The sequence below is a fragment of the Dactylosporangium sp. NPDC005572 genome (assembly GCF_040605515.1).
Taxonomy (GTDB): Bacteria; Actinomycetota; Actinomycetes; order Mycobacteriales; family Micromonosporaceae; genus Dactylosporangium.
Genome location: NZ_JBEXCY010000080.1, coordinates 1 through 13580 on the forward strand (window position 1 = coordinate 1; position 13580 = coordinate 13580).

Annotated in this window: 18 protein-coding genes; 10 read left to right on the plus strand and 8 right to left on the minus strand. The window is 72.7% G+C overall.

Annotation, left to right across the window (positions count from 1 at the left end):
* Together ABZS66_RS31590 and ABZS66_RS31595 are read right to left on the minus strand one after the other, a co-directional pair.
* Positions 1–642: hypothetical protein (locus tag ABZS66_RS31590; RefSeq protein ID WP_354764048.1), on the minus strand; the 642-nt coding region annotated here is incomplete at its 3' end.
* A 53-nt stretch (positions 643–695) separates the two neighbouring features.
* Positions 696–986, minus strand: a complete 291-nt coding sequence (locus tag ABZS66_RS31595; protein WP_354764050.1) for a hypothetical protein — start codon at positions 984–986, stop codon at positions 696–698.
* Between the two features lie 68 nt (positions 987–1054).
* On the opposite strand from ABZS66_RS31595, the gene ABZS66_RS31600 reads away from it, so the two are divergent.
* Positions 1055–2080: a helix-turn-helix transcriptional regulator gene (locus ABZS66_RS31600; protein WP_354764052.1), complete on the plus strand. Its 1026-nt coding sequence runs from the start codon at positions 1055–1057 to the stop codon at positions 2078–2080.
* Between the two features lie 3 nt (positions 2081–2083).
* On the opposite strand, the gene ABZS66_RS31605 is transcribed toward ABZS66_RS31600, so the two are convergent.
* Positions 2084–2722: an HAD family phosphatase gene (locus tag ABZS66_RS31605; protein WP_354764142.1), complete on the minus strand. Its 639-nt coding sequence runs from the start codon at positions 2720–2722 to the stop codon at positions 2084–2086.
* A 131-nt stretch (positions 2723–2853) separates the two neighbouring features.
* Positions 2854–3807: a 2-dehydropantoate 2-reductase N-terminal domain-containing protein gene (locus tag ABZS66_RS31610; RefSeq protein WP_354764054.1), complete on the minus strand. Its 954-nt coding sequence runs from the start codon at positions 3805–3807 to the stop codon at positions 2854–2856.
* A gap of 96 nt (positions 3808–3903) precedes the next feature.
* Between ABZS66_RS31610 and ABZS66_RS31615 the strand changes: the two genes are divergently transcribed.
* Positions 3904–4314: a universal stress protein gene (locus tag ABZS66_RS31615; protein ID WP_354764056.1), complete on the plus strand. Its 411-nt coding sequence runs from the start codon at positions 3904–3906 to the stop codon at positions 4312–4314.
* Between the two features lie 48 nt (positions 4315–4362).
* Here the strand turns inward: ABZS66_RS31615 and ABZS66_RS31620 are convergent, their stop codons facing one another.
* The 3 genes from ABZS66_RS31620 to ABZS66_RS31630 all read right to left on the minus strand — a co-directional run bounded on the left by ABZS66_RS31620 (position 4363) and on the right by ABZS66_RS31630 (position 6990).
* A complete protein-coding gene (locus ABZS66_RS31620) occupies positions 4363–4902 on the minus strand; it encodes a hypothetical protein (protein WP_354764058.1) in 540 nt (179 codons plus the stop codon).
* 100 nt (positions 4903–5002) lie between these two features.
* Positions 5003–6205 carry a DUF4241 domain-containing protein gene (locus ABZS66_RS31625; RefSeq protein WP_354764060.1) on the minus strand — a complete coding sequence of 401 codons (1203 nt, stop codon included), beginning with the start codon at positions 6203–6205 and terminating at the stop codon, positions 5003–5005.
* A 92-nt stretch (positions 6206–6297) separates the two neighbouring features.
* Positions 6298–6990, minus strand: a complete 693-nt coding sequence (locus ABZS66_RS31630; RefSeq protein WP_354764062.1) for an LCCL domain-containing protein — start codon at positions 6988–6990, stop codon at positions 6298–6300.
* A gap of 297 nt (positions 6991–7287) precedes the next feature.
* On the opposite strand from ABZS66_RS31630, the gene ABZS66_RS31635 reads away from it, so the two are divergent.
* The 8 genes from ABZS66_RS31635 (at position 7288) to ABZS66_RS31670 (ending at position 12750) form a co-directional block, all read left to right on the plus strand.
* A complete protein-coding gene (locus tag ABZS66_RS31635; RefSeq protein WP_354764064.1) occupies positions 7288–7434 on the plus strand; it encodes a hypothetical protein in 147 nt (48 codons plus the stop codon).
* A 48-nt stretch (positions 7435–7482) separates the two neighbouring features.
* Entirely contained in the window at positions 7483–7953 is a 471-nt protein-coding gene (locus ABZS66_RS31640) for a hypothetical protein (protein WP_354764066.1), read from the plus strand.
* A 151-nt stretch (positions 7954–8104) separates the two neighbouring features.
* Entirely contained in the window at positions 8105–8803 is a 699-nt protein-coding gene (locus ABZS66_RS31645; protein ID WP_354764068.1) for a class I SAM-dependent methyltransferase, read from the plus strand.
* 111 nt (positions 8804–8914) lie between these two features.
* Positions 8915–9469, plus strand: coding sequence for an RNA polymerase sigma factor (locus ABZS66_RS31650; RefSeq protein WP_354764070.1), 555 nt, complete (start codon positions 8915–8917; stop codon positions 9467–9469).
* Positions 9466–10296, plus strand: a complete 831-nt coding sequence (locus ABZS66_RS31655) for a zf-HC2 domain-containing protein (protein WP_354764072.1) — start codon at positions 9466–9468, stop codon at positions 10294–10296. The genes ABZS66_RS31650 and ABZS66_RS31655 overlap by 4 nt, the downstream gene beginning before the upstream one ends.
* Entirely contained in the window at positions 10293–11147 is an 855-nt protein-coding gene (locus ABZS66_RS31660; RefSeq protein ID WP_354764074.1) for an ATP-binding cassette domain-containing protein, read from the plus strand. The genes ABZS66_RS31655 and ABZS66_RS31660 overlap by 4 nt, the downstream gene beginning before the upstream one ends.
* The gene (locus tag ABZS66_RS31665; RefSeq protein ID WP_354764076.1) at positions 11144–12043 is read left to right on the plus strand and encodes a hypothetical protein; all 900 of its coding nucleotides are present in this window, start codon (positions 11144–11146) and stop codon (positions 12041–12043) included. The genes ABZS66_RS31660 and ABZS66_RS31665 overlap by 4 nt, the downstream gene beginning before the upstream one ends.
* Complete coding sequence (locus tag ABZS66_RS31670) at positions 12043–12750, plus strand: hypothetical protein (protein WP_354764078.1); 708 nt, start codon at positions 12043–12045, stop codon at positions 12748–12750. Before ABZS66_RS31665 ends, ABZS66_RS31670 begins: the two co-directional genes overlap by 1 nt.
* A 176-nt stretch (positions 12751–12926) precedes the next feature.
* Here ABZS66_RS31670 and ABZS66_RS31675 read toward each other — a convergent pair whose 3' ends face one another.
* Positions 12927–13559, minus strand: coding sequence for a hypothetical protein (locus ABZS66_RS31675; RefSeq protein ID WP_354764080.1), 633 nt, complete (start codon positions 13557–13559; stop codon positions 12927–12929).
* Positions 13560–13580 lie beyond the last annotated feature (21 nt).

Here is a 13580-nt window from a genome sequence, read left to right on the forward strand (position 1 = left end):
GCGGCGGGCGTCGGCCGCGGCGAGCGCGGCGCGGATCGCCTCCTGCTGCCCGGGCTGCCACGGTCCGGACGCGGCGAGCGGGATCTCGGTCATGAACCGCCGCTCGTCCGGCGGGATCAGCGCGGCAACCCGGTCGGGATCGGTGGCCGCGGCCGCGTACAGGTCCGGGCCGTCGGCGTAGAACAGGTCGGCGACGACGAGCCGGCCGTCCGCGGCGCGCATGACGTTGGCCGGGTTGTGGTCGAGCGGCCCGCACCACGGCAGCTCGCGCCGGGCCTGCTCGTGGACCCGGCGCACGACGTCGACCAGGTCGGCGACCTCCGGCGCCCGCTCGGCGATCGCCCGGTGCATCGCCTCGGCCTCGGCCTCGGGGACCGGCCGCAGCCACTCCAGCACCTGCAGGTCGCCACCGCCGGCCAGGCGCCGGTGCGCGAACAGCGCCGGCACCTGGCGGGTGTGTGCGGCCTGCAGGTACAGCGCCGCGGTGTACGGCCCGGTGGGGTCGAACGGACTGATCCGCGCGGCCGCCGCGCCGTCCGGTGAGCGCAGGGCGATCGCCCAGTCCCCGGCGCCGCACGGGGTCCACCCCGCCGCGCGCAGCTCCTGCTCCACGTCCCGATGGTCCGCCGTCGCCTTCGTCACGCCGTCGAGCGTGGCAGGCCGGGACGCGCCGGGCACGCCCATTACGGCCGCGGTCAGCCGGCGTCGCCGGCCGGGGCAAGGATCCGGGCCGTCGGCGTGCCGGCCAGGGCCGGGGCCCGGCCGGGGTCGGACCACACCGTCGTGCGCAGGAACGTGCGGAAGGCCTCGGCGGCCTCGGCGGTCGCGAAGTCGAGGTCGACGCAGATGTACCGGTCGTCGTCCACGGGACGCAGGACGCGGTACCGCTGGACGCCGGCGCGGGTGCGGGCCTCCGCGAACGAGTCGAACGCGGTGCGCCAGGTCGCGTAGTCGGTGATCGCGTGCTCGATGCGTAGCGTTGTCATGCGGCCGACGCTACGCAGCCGCGGGGCGCCTGCCGTATCCCAGAGATCTGGGGTTCTACGGTGAGGCTGTGGTCTTCGCGGCGGCACTGCAGCGGGTCCGGCGGATCGGCGAGGCCGCGACGGACTCGCGGGCGCTGCGGGCCGCCGTGCTCGGCGAGATCGGGCGCGTCGTGCCGTTCGCGGCCCACGTCTGGGCGCTCACCGACCCCGAGACGTCGGTCGGGACGGCGCCGCTGGCCGCGGTACCGCCGCAGCTCATGCCCGACCTGCCGCGCCTCATCCGGCTCAAGTACCTCACCCGGGTCAACCGCTGGACGGGCCTGACGGCCGCCGCACGCCTGACGGTGCCGGCCGACAGCCTGGTGTGGCGGGAGCTGCTGCACGCCCACGGCGTCACCGACGTGGCGTCGGTGGTCTTCCGCGACCGGTACGGGTGCTGGGCGTTCCTCGACCTGTGGCGCTGCGGCGGCACGTTCGACCGGGACGAGCTGGCGTTCCTCGACGACGTGGCGGCGGCGCTGACCGGGCACCTGCGGCGCTGCGAGGCCGCCTCCTTCACCACCGCCGGCGCGCCCCGCGACCCCGCGCCCGTCGTGCTGCTGCTCGACGCCGGCCTGCGCGTGCTCGGCCAGACGTCGCCGACGCGCGAGTACCTGACCCGGCTGCTGCCGCCGCCCGCGGACCTGGAACCCGTCCCGGCCGTGGCCTACAACGTGGCCGCGCAGCTCGTCGCGGTCGAGGAGGGCGTCGACGACCAGCCGCCGCTGGCCCGCCTGCACCTCGCCGCCGGCCGCTGGCTCACGCTGCGGGCGGCCCGGATCGGCCCCGGTGAACGCCCGGACGCCCAGATCGCCGTCACGGTCGAGGACTGCTCCCCCGCCGAGCGCACCGCGGTGTTCGCCCGCGCCTGCGGCCTCGCGGCGCGCGAGGCCGAACTGCTGCAGCACCTGACGACGGGCGCGGACACCCGCACGGTCGCGGCCCGCATGTTCCTGAGCGAGAACACGGTCCAGGACCACCTGAAGTCCATCTTCACCAAGACCGGCACCCGCAACCGCCGGGTGCTGCTGTCCCGCGCGACCGGCACCGCCTGAGCGCTACGGGACGAGCTTGCGCAGGTAGTCGACGTCGACGTCGAGGAGGGAGTCGACGAGCGTCACGCCCTGCGGGTCGAGCTCCACCTCGCACGGGACGGCCAGGACGGCGCAGCCCGCCGCCCGCGCGCTCTTCAGGCCGTTCGGGGAGTCCTCCACCGCCACGCACGACGCCGGGTCGGCGCCGACCAGCGACGCGGCCGTCAGGTACGGCATCGGGTGGGGCTTCGTCAGGTCGACCTCGTCGCCGGCGACCACCGCGTCGAAGTTGGCCGCGCCGATCGTCAGCAGCGCCACGTCCACCAGGTGGCGGTGGGTGGCCGTGACCAGCGCCAGGGGTACACCTGCCGCCCGAAGGTCAGCCAGCAGCTCCTGGGCCCCGGGCCGCCACACCAGGCCGTCGCGGAAGAGGAACTTCACCCGGTCCTCGAGCCACACCACCGAGGCGTCCGTCTCGGCGCGGCCCGTCGGGAGGCCCAGGTCGGTGTGCAGGATGCGCATCGAGTCGGTCATGTTGGTGCCGACCATCGCCTTGCGGGCCGGCTCGGACAGCTCGCCGCCGTAGTGGGCGGCCAGCTCGGTCAGGCCGACCGACCAGACCTTCTCGCTGTCGACCAGGGTTCCGTCCATGTCGAAGAGCACCGCCTGCAGACCCACACCACGGATCCTGCCAAGGGGCGCGCCGGATCCCGGCACCTTCGTGCGCAAGGTCACGACTTCCCGGCCGACGACCTGGCCCACGACCTGGCCGTCGACCACCTGGAGGGCGGCGATCAGCCGGCGGCTTCGCGCACGGCCTCCAGGAACCGCGCGGGTGTGAGGCTTCCCGGAGGTGTACCGCGGCGCGCCGCGTCGACCACCAGGCGGCGCGCCGTCTCGTTCGCCGGGGTCGGCACGCCGTGCAGCCGGCCCAGGAGCACGATCTCGCCGTTGAGGTAGTCGGCCTCGACGGTGCCGGTGCCGCGGGCCAGGCTCTGCCACGACGAGCCGCCGTCGCGCTGCAGCCGCAGCTGGAGGATGTCGCCGCGGCGCTCGGCGTCCTCGGCGGCCGACGCGAACGGGATCCCGGCCGCGCGCAGCACGGCCTCGCCCTCCTCCCGCAGGGGCCGGGCCGCGTCCTCGAGGCCGTCGGCGTGCCCGCACAGCGCCTCGACGGCGTTGCCGAGGTTCATGAGGAGTTTCCGGTACTTCCACCGCATCACGTCGGGCCTGAGCTCCGAGTGGAAGCCGGCCTTGCGCAGGCCCTCCGACAGGGACGCGGCGGTGTCGTCGACCCCGTGCGGGTACCGCCCCAGGTCGAGGATGCCCGGCACCGGCGCGCACTGCGCCTCCACCACCCCGGGCGCGAGGTGGGCGGCCGGCAGCATGACGCACACGCTGTACACCCGGGGGAAACGCCGCAAAGCGAGGCGCTCGTTGACGACGCCGTTCTGCAGGCAGACGACCGGGGCGTCGACCTCCAGCCGGCGCAGCGCGTCCTCGGTGTCCATGCTCTTCATCCCGAGCACCACGACGTCGCCCGGCCGCCACTCGATCTCGGCGGGGTCGCCGTAACTTTCCAGCCGGTGCACGCTGTCGCCGCCGAGCTGGCGCAGGGTGAGCCCGTCACGGCGGATCGCCGCGAGGTGCGCCCCGCGCGCGACGACGGCGACCTCCTGCCCCGACCCGGCCAGCCGCCCGGCCACCACGCCCCCGACGGCCCCGGGCCCGTAGATGATCCATCGCACACCCCGACCGTAACGCACGGCACGCTATTTCTATTGACATCGATGCCGTCCGCCACGGACCGTTGCCTGAATGCGTTTAGCCGGGGGAAAACGTTGATGCTGTACACCACTGTGGTCGTCGGGACCGACGGCTCCACATCCTCGCTCGCCGCCGTCGACCGGGCCGTCGCGCAGTTGGCGGACACGCCGGACGCGCAGCTGATCGTGGTCTGTGCCTACAGTCCGGCCGGGTCGGAGTACGACGGCACGCTGAGCATGCGGGCCGCGCAGGAGGCGGTGCGGGCGGCGGTCGCGCGGGTCGTGGCCGCGGGGGCGCCCGAGCCGCAGGCCGAGCTGGTCGAGGGCACGCCGTACCAGGCGCTGCTGTCGGTGGCGGAGGCCCAGTCGGCCGACCTGATCGTCGTGGCCAGGCACGGCCTGGGGCCCGCCGCGGGACCGGGCCTGGGCTCGGTCCCGTCGGTCGTCACCCACCGCGCCGGCTGCGACGTCCTGGTCGTCAACGGCTGACGCGGTGCCCGGCAACGCCGGCTCCACCGGCAACTCGGCCGCGGTCGCTCAATGCCCCGGGCGGTAGTAGATGACGCCGTCGAGCCTGTCATCGTCGTAGGCGTTGGCGTTGGTCAGGTGGCCGTTGTACGGGCCGACCTTGCTGACCTCACGACCGTCGCGGAACACGATCTGCAGCCCGTGCTCGGGTTCCCAGTCACACTCGCACTCCAGCGAGATGTAGACGCGCCGGTCGCCGTACGGGTCACGGCTGACCGTCGGTTCGTCGCCGAACCGGACGTGGTCGAGCACGTCGTGCGGACCTTCGATCTCGACGTACCAGTCGTCGTCGCCGGCCGCCACGACATCCTCCATGACATGCCGGTAGTAGGCGAAGATCGACGGCGTGGCCGCGGTCAGCGCGGCGGGGTCAAGCGTCAGGAACGTCCGGATGGCAGCGTGGATGTCCTCCTGGGCCGGGTCGTCGTCATAGCCCTCGACAATGATGCGGCGCGGTGCGCCACCCAGCGCCCGTACCGGTATCGGTGCGCTGACGTATCCACCTAGGTCGGCATCCTCGACGACGGCACCGAGACCGGGAATCTGCATACCGCCACCCTAGGTGTACCGCCGCCGTCGCTGAGACCTCCAGTTCGCCAGCCTGCGTCTGCTCACAACAGGCGCCACAGGCGAGCGGGCTGACCCTCTGCTACCCGCGATCCGCGCGCTGGTCTTCGTCTTCGTGTTCGTCTTCGTCGGTGGAGAACAGCAGCATGTCCGCGACGAAGCAGGTCGGGGCGCCGGTCGCGTCGTAGCCGATCCAGGTGGGGTAGACGCCGTCGCCCCACCCGCTGGACCAGGCGACCATGTCCCCCGAACCGACCGTACGGTAGCGGGGCTTGACCAGGCCGTCGAGCCTACGCCAGACGTCCTTCATACGGTCGATGGAGTCAGCGTCGACGAAACAGGCCATGCCGGCGTCTACTCCGAAGCCGAAGAACTCGCGGTGGCCCAGGTCGAGCGGTTCCTGGCCGTCTCGGAGCGCCAGCTCCCATCGCATGGCCGGTCGGTCGCAGACGTCGAGGCGGGCGGCGGTGACCCGGCTGTGGTGGGGGTCGTCGACGAAGGTCGCGAGGCTGACCGAGACCGGATACGACCCGGGCGGCACGGTGACGCTGAACGGCTTGGCGCCGAGGTCCAACGAGGAGGGATCAGCGGCGACCGGGCGGCCGGAGGGCAGGTGCAGGTGCCCGGGGGCGTGGACCGACAGGCGAAGCTTCCGGCCGGAGCACTCGACCTGTGCACCGGGGGTGAACAGGACCTCGATGCCGTCGGGCTGCAACGGCCGGGGCGGCCGCCACGGCGGTCGGGTTGCGGTACGTACCGGCAACGGATGCCGGATCGCGTCGACGATCGCAGCTGGCCCGTCCCCGGCGAGACCCAGCAGGTCCTGCCATCGGCCGAAGCCTGGAAGCGGCAGCCGAGGCGGTGGCTGTACCGAGCGGGACTCATGCCGTCGACCCAGGTCGCCTCGCGGCTCGATGACGTCGGTGCGCTCCCCGGACAGGCGGTACGTGGTGGACGTCCGGGCCGCGACGTGCGGATACTCGTGCTCGCCAACATCGGGCGGGCCGTCCCAGGCGGCGGCCTGGCGCAAGAACAGGTCACCGTCGGCAGCGCCGCGTAACACATGCCTGGACACCTGTCGGCCGGCAGCGTCGAAGCGCGACACGCAGCAGTACCCATCGACCCAGGAAAGATCCAGCACCGCATGCCGCCGACCGTCGATCAACAGTACGACGGTGTACGGCTCGCCAGCCGCGTCACGGGCCTGCGCGATGGATGGGGTCAGCGGGTTGACCACACCGCCGTCCCACCCGTCGCAGTACACCGCCTCGAACGTCGGCACCACGGCGACGACCATACAGCCCGTCGCCGGCTGCCAGGCCGACCTTGACGACGTTGCCGATCTCAGCCGAGGAGACGCCGGCTGCCCGGGTCGCCTCAGCTGAACGTGAACGCCGGGGCGGGGCTGGGCCAGGAGTAGCTCGTCACGCCGTTGCGGACCGTGCCTGTGTAGGACGACAGGCCGCTGCTGGGTGTGACGGTGACGGTGCCGCCGCCGGCGTACGTGATCCGGCCCGCGTGGACCGCGGCCGTGCAGATGCGGGAGTCGTCGGTGTACGTGTCGGTGCCGTAAATGCTGTAGTAGCCGCCGCCTGCCTGGCAGACGAACGTGAAGCTCTGGTTCCTCCCACGGAACTCCGTCGCGCTGCGGGCCCAGTCGATCTCGCCGGGTGCTGTCGTCGCCCCGGCGATCGTGAACCCGGCGTTGGGGTTGGTGGGCCAGGAGAAGGTCGACACCCCGTACCGGATGGTGCCGACGTAGAACGCCGTGCCCGCCGTCGGCGTGATGCTCACCGGCCCGCCGGCGGCGTAGGTGATCACGCCCGCGTGGACGGCGGCGGTGCAGATGTAGGAGTCGTCGGTGTACGTGCCGGTGCCGTAGACGTTCCAGTAGGCGCCGCCCGCGGGGCACACGAGCGCGATCGGGCCGGTCTGCCCGCGGTACGCCACCGCGGTGGTGCCCCAGGTGATCGTCTGCGCCGCGTAGGCGGGTGGCGCCGCGACGGCGACCGCCGTCGTGGCGAACGCCAGCGTGAGGATCGCGAGGATGTGCCGTGGACGTTTCGACATGGAACTCCCCCTTGCTCGGCCCGGAAGGTCGTGGCAACCGGGCCGAGCGTAGGGCGCGGGCGTCCCGGACTGGGCCACCGGAACCGCTGCCGAGGATGCGCCATTCGCGATTTCCCGACCCGGAATCAACGCACGGTGCCGGTGACCTCGAGTGGTGGGCCAGGTCGGCGACCAACTCGGCGTACGCGGGGTCGCCCGGTTTCCGGTGGGGCGCCGGCGACTCGGACAGCATCACCGGAGTCGCTGCCCGTGGGGCCGGATCGGCGGGGCGTGCAACAGCATCCGACGGTCGGTCCAGTGAGCGTCGTCGTCGGAGTGGGCGATCGTCCAGAGGATCAGGGCGACGGCAGCGCGGATCTCGACAATGACTCGCTGATCGTCACGCCCCGTCGCCGCGAGTCAGACACGCCGGCGCGCTCGTACCCAGTTGCGCGCACAGACTGAGCTGGCCCGGGCGCCCTCGGAGCCGCGGTACGAGGCACGCTGAGGACTGTGAGCGACACCTACATCCGATTGATACCGACTGATCGAGATTGGCAGCCCGCGCCGGCGACCGCCGCATCGGCCGCGGCTTACATGACGGGCCTGCTCTCGGGTCCAGGCGACGCCGTCGAGCGGGTGGAGAACAGGTTCTATCACCGGGTGACCCTGATCGACGCCGGCATGTACACCACCCGAATCATCTGCCCGTGCTGCGACGGTGACATTGCCATGGACTGGCTGGGCAGCCTGGTCAGACAGAACGGCGGCGTGAGCTTTGATCACCTGGACGTGACAGTCCCCTGCTGCAGAGCCGTCATCGAACTGGACAGCCTGCGCTATGAGGAACCGATCGGCTTCGCCCGGTTCGAAATCAGTGCCATGAACCCCACTCAAGCCCGGGATGAACTCGACGCCGGCGAACTCGCCCGAGTGGCTGATCTCCTCGGCCACCCGGTCGCACAGATCATCGCTCACTACTGATCCGCTGCGGTTGCGATCATCGCATTCCCCAGAACTCGTGCACGCTCATAACCGCGATCCGCGCGGCTGAGCGGGAAGCGTTCAGCCGTTGCCACCGTGGTCGTGGTCCCGATAGGTTAGCAAGACGTACGTACGGTTTGCTGGAGGCATCGTGACGACCGATCATCGGGCGCAGGCCCGGGCGCTCGCCGGCGACGGCGAGTCGACCGCGTGGTTCGAGACGTTGTACGCGCGGGCCGAGACCGGGGGCGCGACCGTGCCCTGGGCAGATCTGACGGCGAACCCGCTGCTGACCGCCTGGGCCGCGCGCAGATCGGTCACCGGACCGGGACGGGCCGCCGTGGTGGGCTGCGGCTACGGCGACGACGCGGAGTTCCTGGCGACGCTGGGGTTCGACGTCACCGCCTTCGACATCGCACCCACCGCGGTGGAGCGGGCAAGCCGCCGGTTTCCCGGCTCGGCGGTGTCCTACGTGGCCGCGGATCTCCTCGACCCGCCGCGGGCCTGGAGCGGGGCCTTCGACCTCGTGGTGGAGATCTACACCGTCCAGGTGCTGCAAGGGCCGGCCCGAACCGCCGCGATCGAGCAGGCCACCGCACTCGTTGCGCCGGGCGGGACCCTGCTGGTCCTGGCCCGTGCCCGCGATGACGACGATCACCCGGGCCGCATGCCGTGGCCGCTGACCCGCGCCGAGATCGGCCTGTTCGCGACCGGCACTTCGAACCGGGGCGGCCTGCGCGAGGTCGCCGTGGAACGGATCGACGACGGCGAGGAGCCGCCTGTGCCGCGCTGGGTCGCGGAGTTCCAGCGCTCCAGAACCGGGTCGCCGCGCGCGGTACCCGCGAGCTGAGCGTCCCCCCGAACGATCGGCTGGCAGTCCCCATCCAGCCGCGATCTGCAGCCGAAAAGTTTGCCGCTTCGGCGGTGATCCGATCGGGCCGTCAGTCGCGACAGTGAGGTCATGGGGACGCCACCGCTGAGCGACGCCGACCTGCTGGCGCAGGTCGCGGTCGGCGACGAGAGCGCGCTGCGGGCGCTGGTGGAGCGGCACTCGGCCTGGGTACTGCTCCGGCTGCGGCGGCGCACATCCGACGAGGAGCTGGCCGCCTCGGCGGTGCAGGACACGTTCGTCGCGGTGTGGCACAACGCCCGCCGCTACCGCGGCGACGGTGACGTCGGCGCCTGGCTGTGGGGCATCGCCATCAAGCAGCTCGTATCGCGGCTGCGGGCGCGGCGGCAGCCGACGCCGGTCAGTCAACAGGTGATCTCCGCATTGTCGCCGAGCCTGCGCAGCGCCGAGGACGAGCTGCTGATCGCGGTTGAGCACGGTGATCTCGGGGCCGGCCTCCGCGGCCTGTCACCGGAGTTGCGGCAGGCGTTGCAGGTGACGGTCCTCGACGGCCTCAGCACGAAGGAGGCGGCGCTCCTGCTCGGCGTGCCCCAGGGCACGGTGAAGAGCCGGGTGCGGCTGGCCAAGGCACGGCTGCGGCAGCAGCTGATGGAGGGACTGGCATGAGCTGGCACATCGACGAGACGACCTGGCGCGCGTACGCCGCTGGCCGGCTGGACGCGGTGGCCGAATCGGCCGTGGAGGAGCATGTGACGTCGTGTCCCGGCTGCCGCGACGGGGCGCGCATGGTCGTCGGGGACGTGGAGCCGCTCTGGCACGCGGTCCACCACCAGATCACCGCCCAGCTCACCGCGCCCGCGCAGTCCCGGGTGCTGCGCCTGCTCGCCCGCCTCAAGGTGCCCGGCGCCGACCTGGTCGTCGTCGGCGCCGCCCGCGACCTGCTGACGTCCTGGTCCGTCGCCGTCGGCGCCGCCGTGTGCTGCGCGCTGCTCACCGGCCTGGTCCCGGTCCACCTGCCCGGTGGGCCGCCGGCGCTGTTCCTCGTCATCGCGCCCCTGATCCCGGTGCTGGCCGTGGTGGCGGCGTACGACGCCACGGACCCGCTCCGCGAGATCACCGAGACCACGCCGTTCTCCAAGCTCCGGCTCGCCCTGCTCCGCGCCGCCGCCGCCCTCACCGCGGCGGTCCCGCTGACCGTGGCGGTCGCCCTGGCCGTGCCCGCCCTGCGCGGCTACTTCGCCACCTGGCTGCTGCCCGGGCTGGCCCTCACCGTGACCGCGCTCATCCTGCTGACCTGGCTCACCGCGTGGATCGCCTGCGCGGTGGTGGGCGGCGGCTGGCTCGCCGCGGCCCTGGCAGCCGCCGCGGCCGACCGCATCGACGGCGCCGCGACGGGGCCCGGCCAGGCGGCGTTCGCCCTCGTCGTGGTCGTCCTCGGCGTCGTGCTCGTCCACGTCACCACCACCCAACACACCCGGGGAGTCGCCCCATGACCGTCACCCTCGACAACGTCACCAAGAGCTACGGCCGTACGGTCGCGCTGCACCCGACCACGATCCGGTTCGACCACGGCGTGATCGGCCTGCTCGGCCCCAACGGCGCGGGCAAGACCACGATGCTGCGGGTCCTGTCCAGCGCGTTGTCGCCGAGCGCCGGCACGGTCACCGTCGCCGGGCACGAGGTCACCGGCTCGCACGCCGAGCGCACCGAGGCCCGCCGGCGGATCGGCTACCTGCCCCAGGAGGTCGTCTTCCCCCGCGGCATGACCGCGTTCGGGTTCCTCGACTACATCGCCGTGCTCAAGGAGTGGGGCGACACCACGGGCCGTCACGATGAGGTCCGCCGGGTGCTCGCGCTCGTCGATCTGGCCGAGCGCGCCACCGTCAAGGTGAAGGCGCTCTCCGGCGGGCAGCGGCGGCGCCTCGCGATCGCCCAGGCGCTGCTCGGTGACCCCGCCCTGCTGCTCCTCGACGAGCCCACCACCGGGCTGGACCCGGAGCAGCGGGCTTCGCTGCGCGGCCTGCTCTCCGGCCGGCCCGGCACGGTGCTGATCTCCACCCACCAGACCGAGGACGTCTCGGCGCTGTGCGACCGGGTCGTCGTGCTCGACGCCGGCCGGGTCTGCTTCGACGGCACCGTGCCGGACCTGCTGGCCACCGCCGCGGGCCGCGTGCACCAGGGCCCGTCCGCCAACCCCGGTGCGGTCCAGACCTGGCGTACGGGAACGGGACTCATCCGGTCGGTCGGCGGCCGGCCCGCCCCCGACTCCTCGGCCGTCGAGCCGACCGTCGAGGACGCCTACCTCCTGCTCAGAAGCGCCACACCCGAAGGGGCTCCGGCATGACCACGACCGCCACCACCACCGCACCCATGCTCCGCGTCCTGGCCCGCCGGGAGATCCGTCATTACCTCGGCGCCAAGCTCTACTGGTTCGGAACGGCCCTGCTCGTCGCCGTCACGGTGGCCGGGTTCGTCGGTTCGGCCACGCGGGGCGCCGCGGACCACCAGCCGTCCGCGGCGATGGACATGATCGCCCCGGCCGCACTGCTCGGTGTCCTGGGCCTCATCGTCATGGCCGGGCTGACCAGGCGGTCCGATCGCGCCGCGGCGGCAGCCGGCACCGTCGCCGTCCCGGAGCGAACCCGGACGGCGGCGCTCGCGGCGGCAACAGTCGTGCCCGTCGCCACCGCTGTGCTGTGGTACGCGGCGGCAGTGGTCACCTATCTGGTCTACCCGCCGACGCCGGACACGGTACCGTTCCCGCCGTTCGGCGACGGCTACGTCCTCACCGTGATGTTCGCCCTCGGCGTGGTCCCGGCACTCGGCGGCCCGATCCTCGGCCTGCTGCTGGCCCGCTGGCTTCCCCGCCGCGGCGTCACCCCGCTGGCGGTCGTCCTGGTCGTGCTGGTCACGATCATCCTGCAGGGCAACTTCGAGGCGACCTGGCGGTGGCGGGTCGCCTGGCCGTGGACGTACTGGTACGGCCCGTTCGGCTGGAACTCCGGCACCGGGCACTGGCTGGCGCTGCCCGGCTCCCCCCACCTGTGGGTCGCCTACCTGCTGGCGCTGTGCGCGCTCGGCGTGCTCGTCGCGATCTACCACGACCCGGAGTCCGATCGCGCCCGGCTCCGCCTGCTGATCGGCGCGACCGCCGGCGTCGCCGCGGTGGCCCTGGTCCTCACCATGCTGCTGGGGCTGCCCGAGGCGACCTGGAACCCGATCACCGGTCCCATCTCCTGATGCTGCGCTCGTCGATGCTGCACCACGCGGCCAGGGCGGTGCCCTGGCCGCTGGTGGCCGCGGCCTCCCTGCTGATCACCGGGTTGCTCGCAGCGGTCCGGTACGACAGCTGGACGCTCTGGCCGCTGCAAGGCACCGCGGTCGGGCTCCTCGCCGGCGCGGTCGGCTGGTGTCTCGACGAGCCGGCTGCCGCGGTGGTCGACCCCGCCCCACGAGGACTGGCCTGGCGGACCCTCGCCCGTACCGCCGGCATCGCCCCGCTGCTCGCCGCGTGGTGCGCCGCCGTCTGGTGGGCCCGCGCGGACCTCTACGGCCACCCGTGGGCCGTACTCGTCCAGGGTTTCGCGGCGGCGACAGTCGCGACCGCCTGGGTCACCCGGCGCCGGGCAGCCGGCGAGGCCACCCCGGGCCAGCGCTGGGCGATCGTCGTCGTTCCGGTGACCACCGCGTGGGCCCTCGTCCGGCCGGTCGAGGAGCACCTGCCGGTCTTTCCCTATGGGTACGGCGATGCCTTCGGCGACTGGACGATCAGCAGCGCCGGCTGGGCCGTCACCGGCCTGACCGCCGCCCTGATGCTCGCCGCGACCCTGATCCGCGACGGCCGTCCCTGGTACCGGCCGCGCGCCGGCAGGCCCAGTGGGATCAGCGGCTCAGGCCACCGCGATCAGCGCCGCGATCAGCCCGTACTCGATCGCGGTGGCGGCTGACGCAGCGGCCTGCCAGGCAATGACCACGGCGCCGGCCGCGGTGAGCGTGATCGCAAAACGAAGCACGGTACGCATGGGGTCTCCCTTGGGTTGTCGGCCGGTCGGCTCCTACCTCTCCATTCGTCGCCGCCGTGACGGTGGATGGCTCTGACCCGGGCGGACACCCCGGCCCGCGCTCAGTCCACGGCGGCCGGGATCGGGTCGAACGACGTCCCGTCCGCCGGGCCCACCTCGTGCAACCGCCCGTCCCGCACCAGGTACACGAAATTGTGCCGGGTTCGCGCGGCGAAGTCGGCCCGCTGCTCGTCGGTCCAGTCGTCGCGGTGGGTGCGGGGGTACTCGGAGTGGTCCGGTTCGGTCCACAACCGCACCACGTAGACGGCGTTGGCGCGCACCTCGATGCGCCAGCGGTCGTCGGGCCACTCACCCTCGGCCTCGATGACGCCGTCGACGACGTGGTTGAAGGTGAACCTGTCCAACGCGGGCGGATACACCCGGCCGGGCAGCGGATCGACCCGCTCCCGCGCGACGGTGGCGTCCGGCTGCAGGAACGTGTGCACCAGGTACCCCATCCAGAGATCGGCGTCGTAGAACTTCTCGTGCTCGTTCCAGGCGATCGCGGTGCCGTCGGCGGTCGGCGCCCACTTGCACCAGTACCCGGGCTTGCCCGGGTCCGGATCCCCGGTGCCGTCGAGCTCGTCGCCGTAGCCGAGCGCGTAGGGGCCGGTGGACCGAGGCTCGTGCCTGGTCTCGCCGAACGCCAACAGGTAGCCGATCTCATGCTGGTTCAGCGCGGGAGTGATCGTCACAGCGCCGGTGAACCTGGTTTC

Coding starts and splice junctions, on each gene's coding strand:
- ABZS66_RS31595 (WP_354764050.1), bottom strand. CDS start 986: ATGACAACGCTACGCATCGAGCACGCGATCACCGACTACGCGACCTGG.
- ABZS66_RS31615 (WP_354764056.1), top strand. CDS start 3,904: ATGCTGTACACCACTGTGGTCGTCGGGACCGACGGCTCCACATCCTCG.
- ABZS66_RS31620 (WP_354764058.1), bottom strand. CDS start 4,902: ATGCAGATTCCCGGTCTCGGTGCCGTCGTCGAGGATGCCGACCTAGGT.
- ABZS66_RS31630 (WP_354764062.1), bottom strand. CDS start 6,990: ATGTCGAAACGTCCACGGCACATCCTCGCGATCCTCACGCTGGCGTTC.
- ABZS66_RS31650 (WP_354764070.1), top strand. CDS start 8,915: ATGGGGACGCCACCGCTGAGCGACGCCGACCTGCTGGCGCAGGTCGCG.
- ABZS66_RS31655 (WP_354764072.1), top strand. CDS start 9,466: ATGAGCTGGCACATCGACGAGACGACCTGGCGCGCGTACGCCGCTGGC.
- ABZS66_RS31660 (WP_354764074.1), top strand. CDS start 10,293: ATGACCGTCACCCTCGACAACGTCACCAAGAGCTACGGCCGTACGGTC.
- ABZS66_RS31665 (WP_354764076.1), top strand. CDS start 11,144: ATGACCACGACCGCCACCACCACCGCACCCATGCTCCGCGTCCTGGCC.
- ABZS66_RS31670 (WP_354764078.1), top strand. CDS start 12,043: ATGCTGCGCTCGTCGATGCTGCACCACGCGGCCAGGGCGGTGCCCTGG.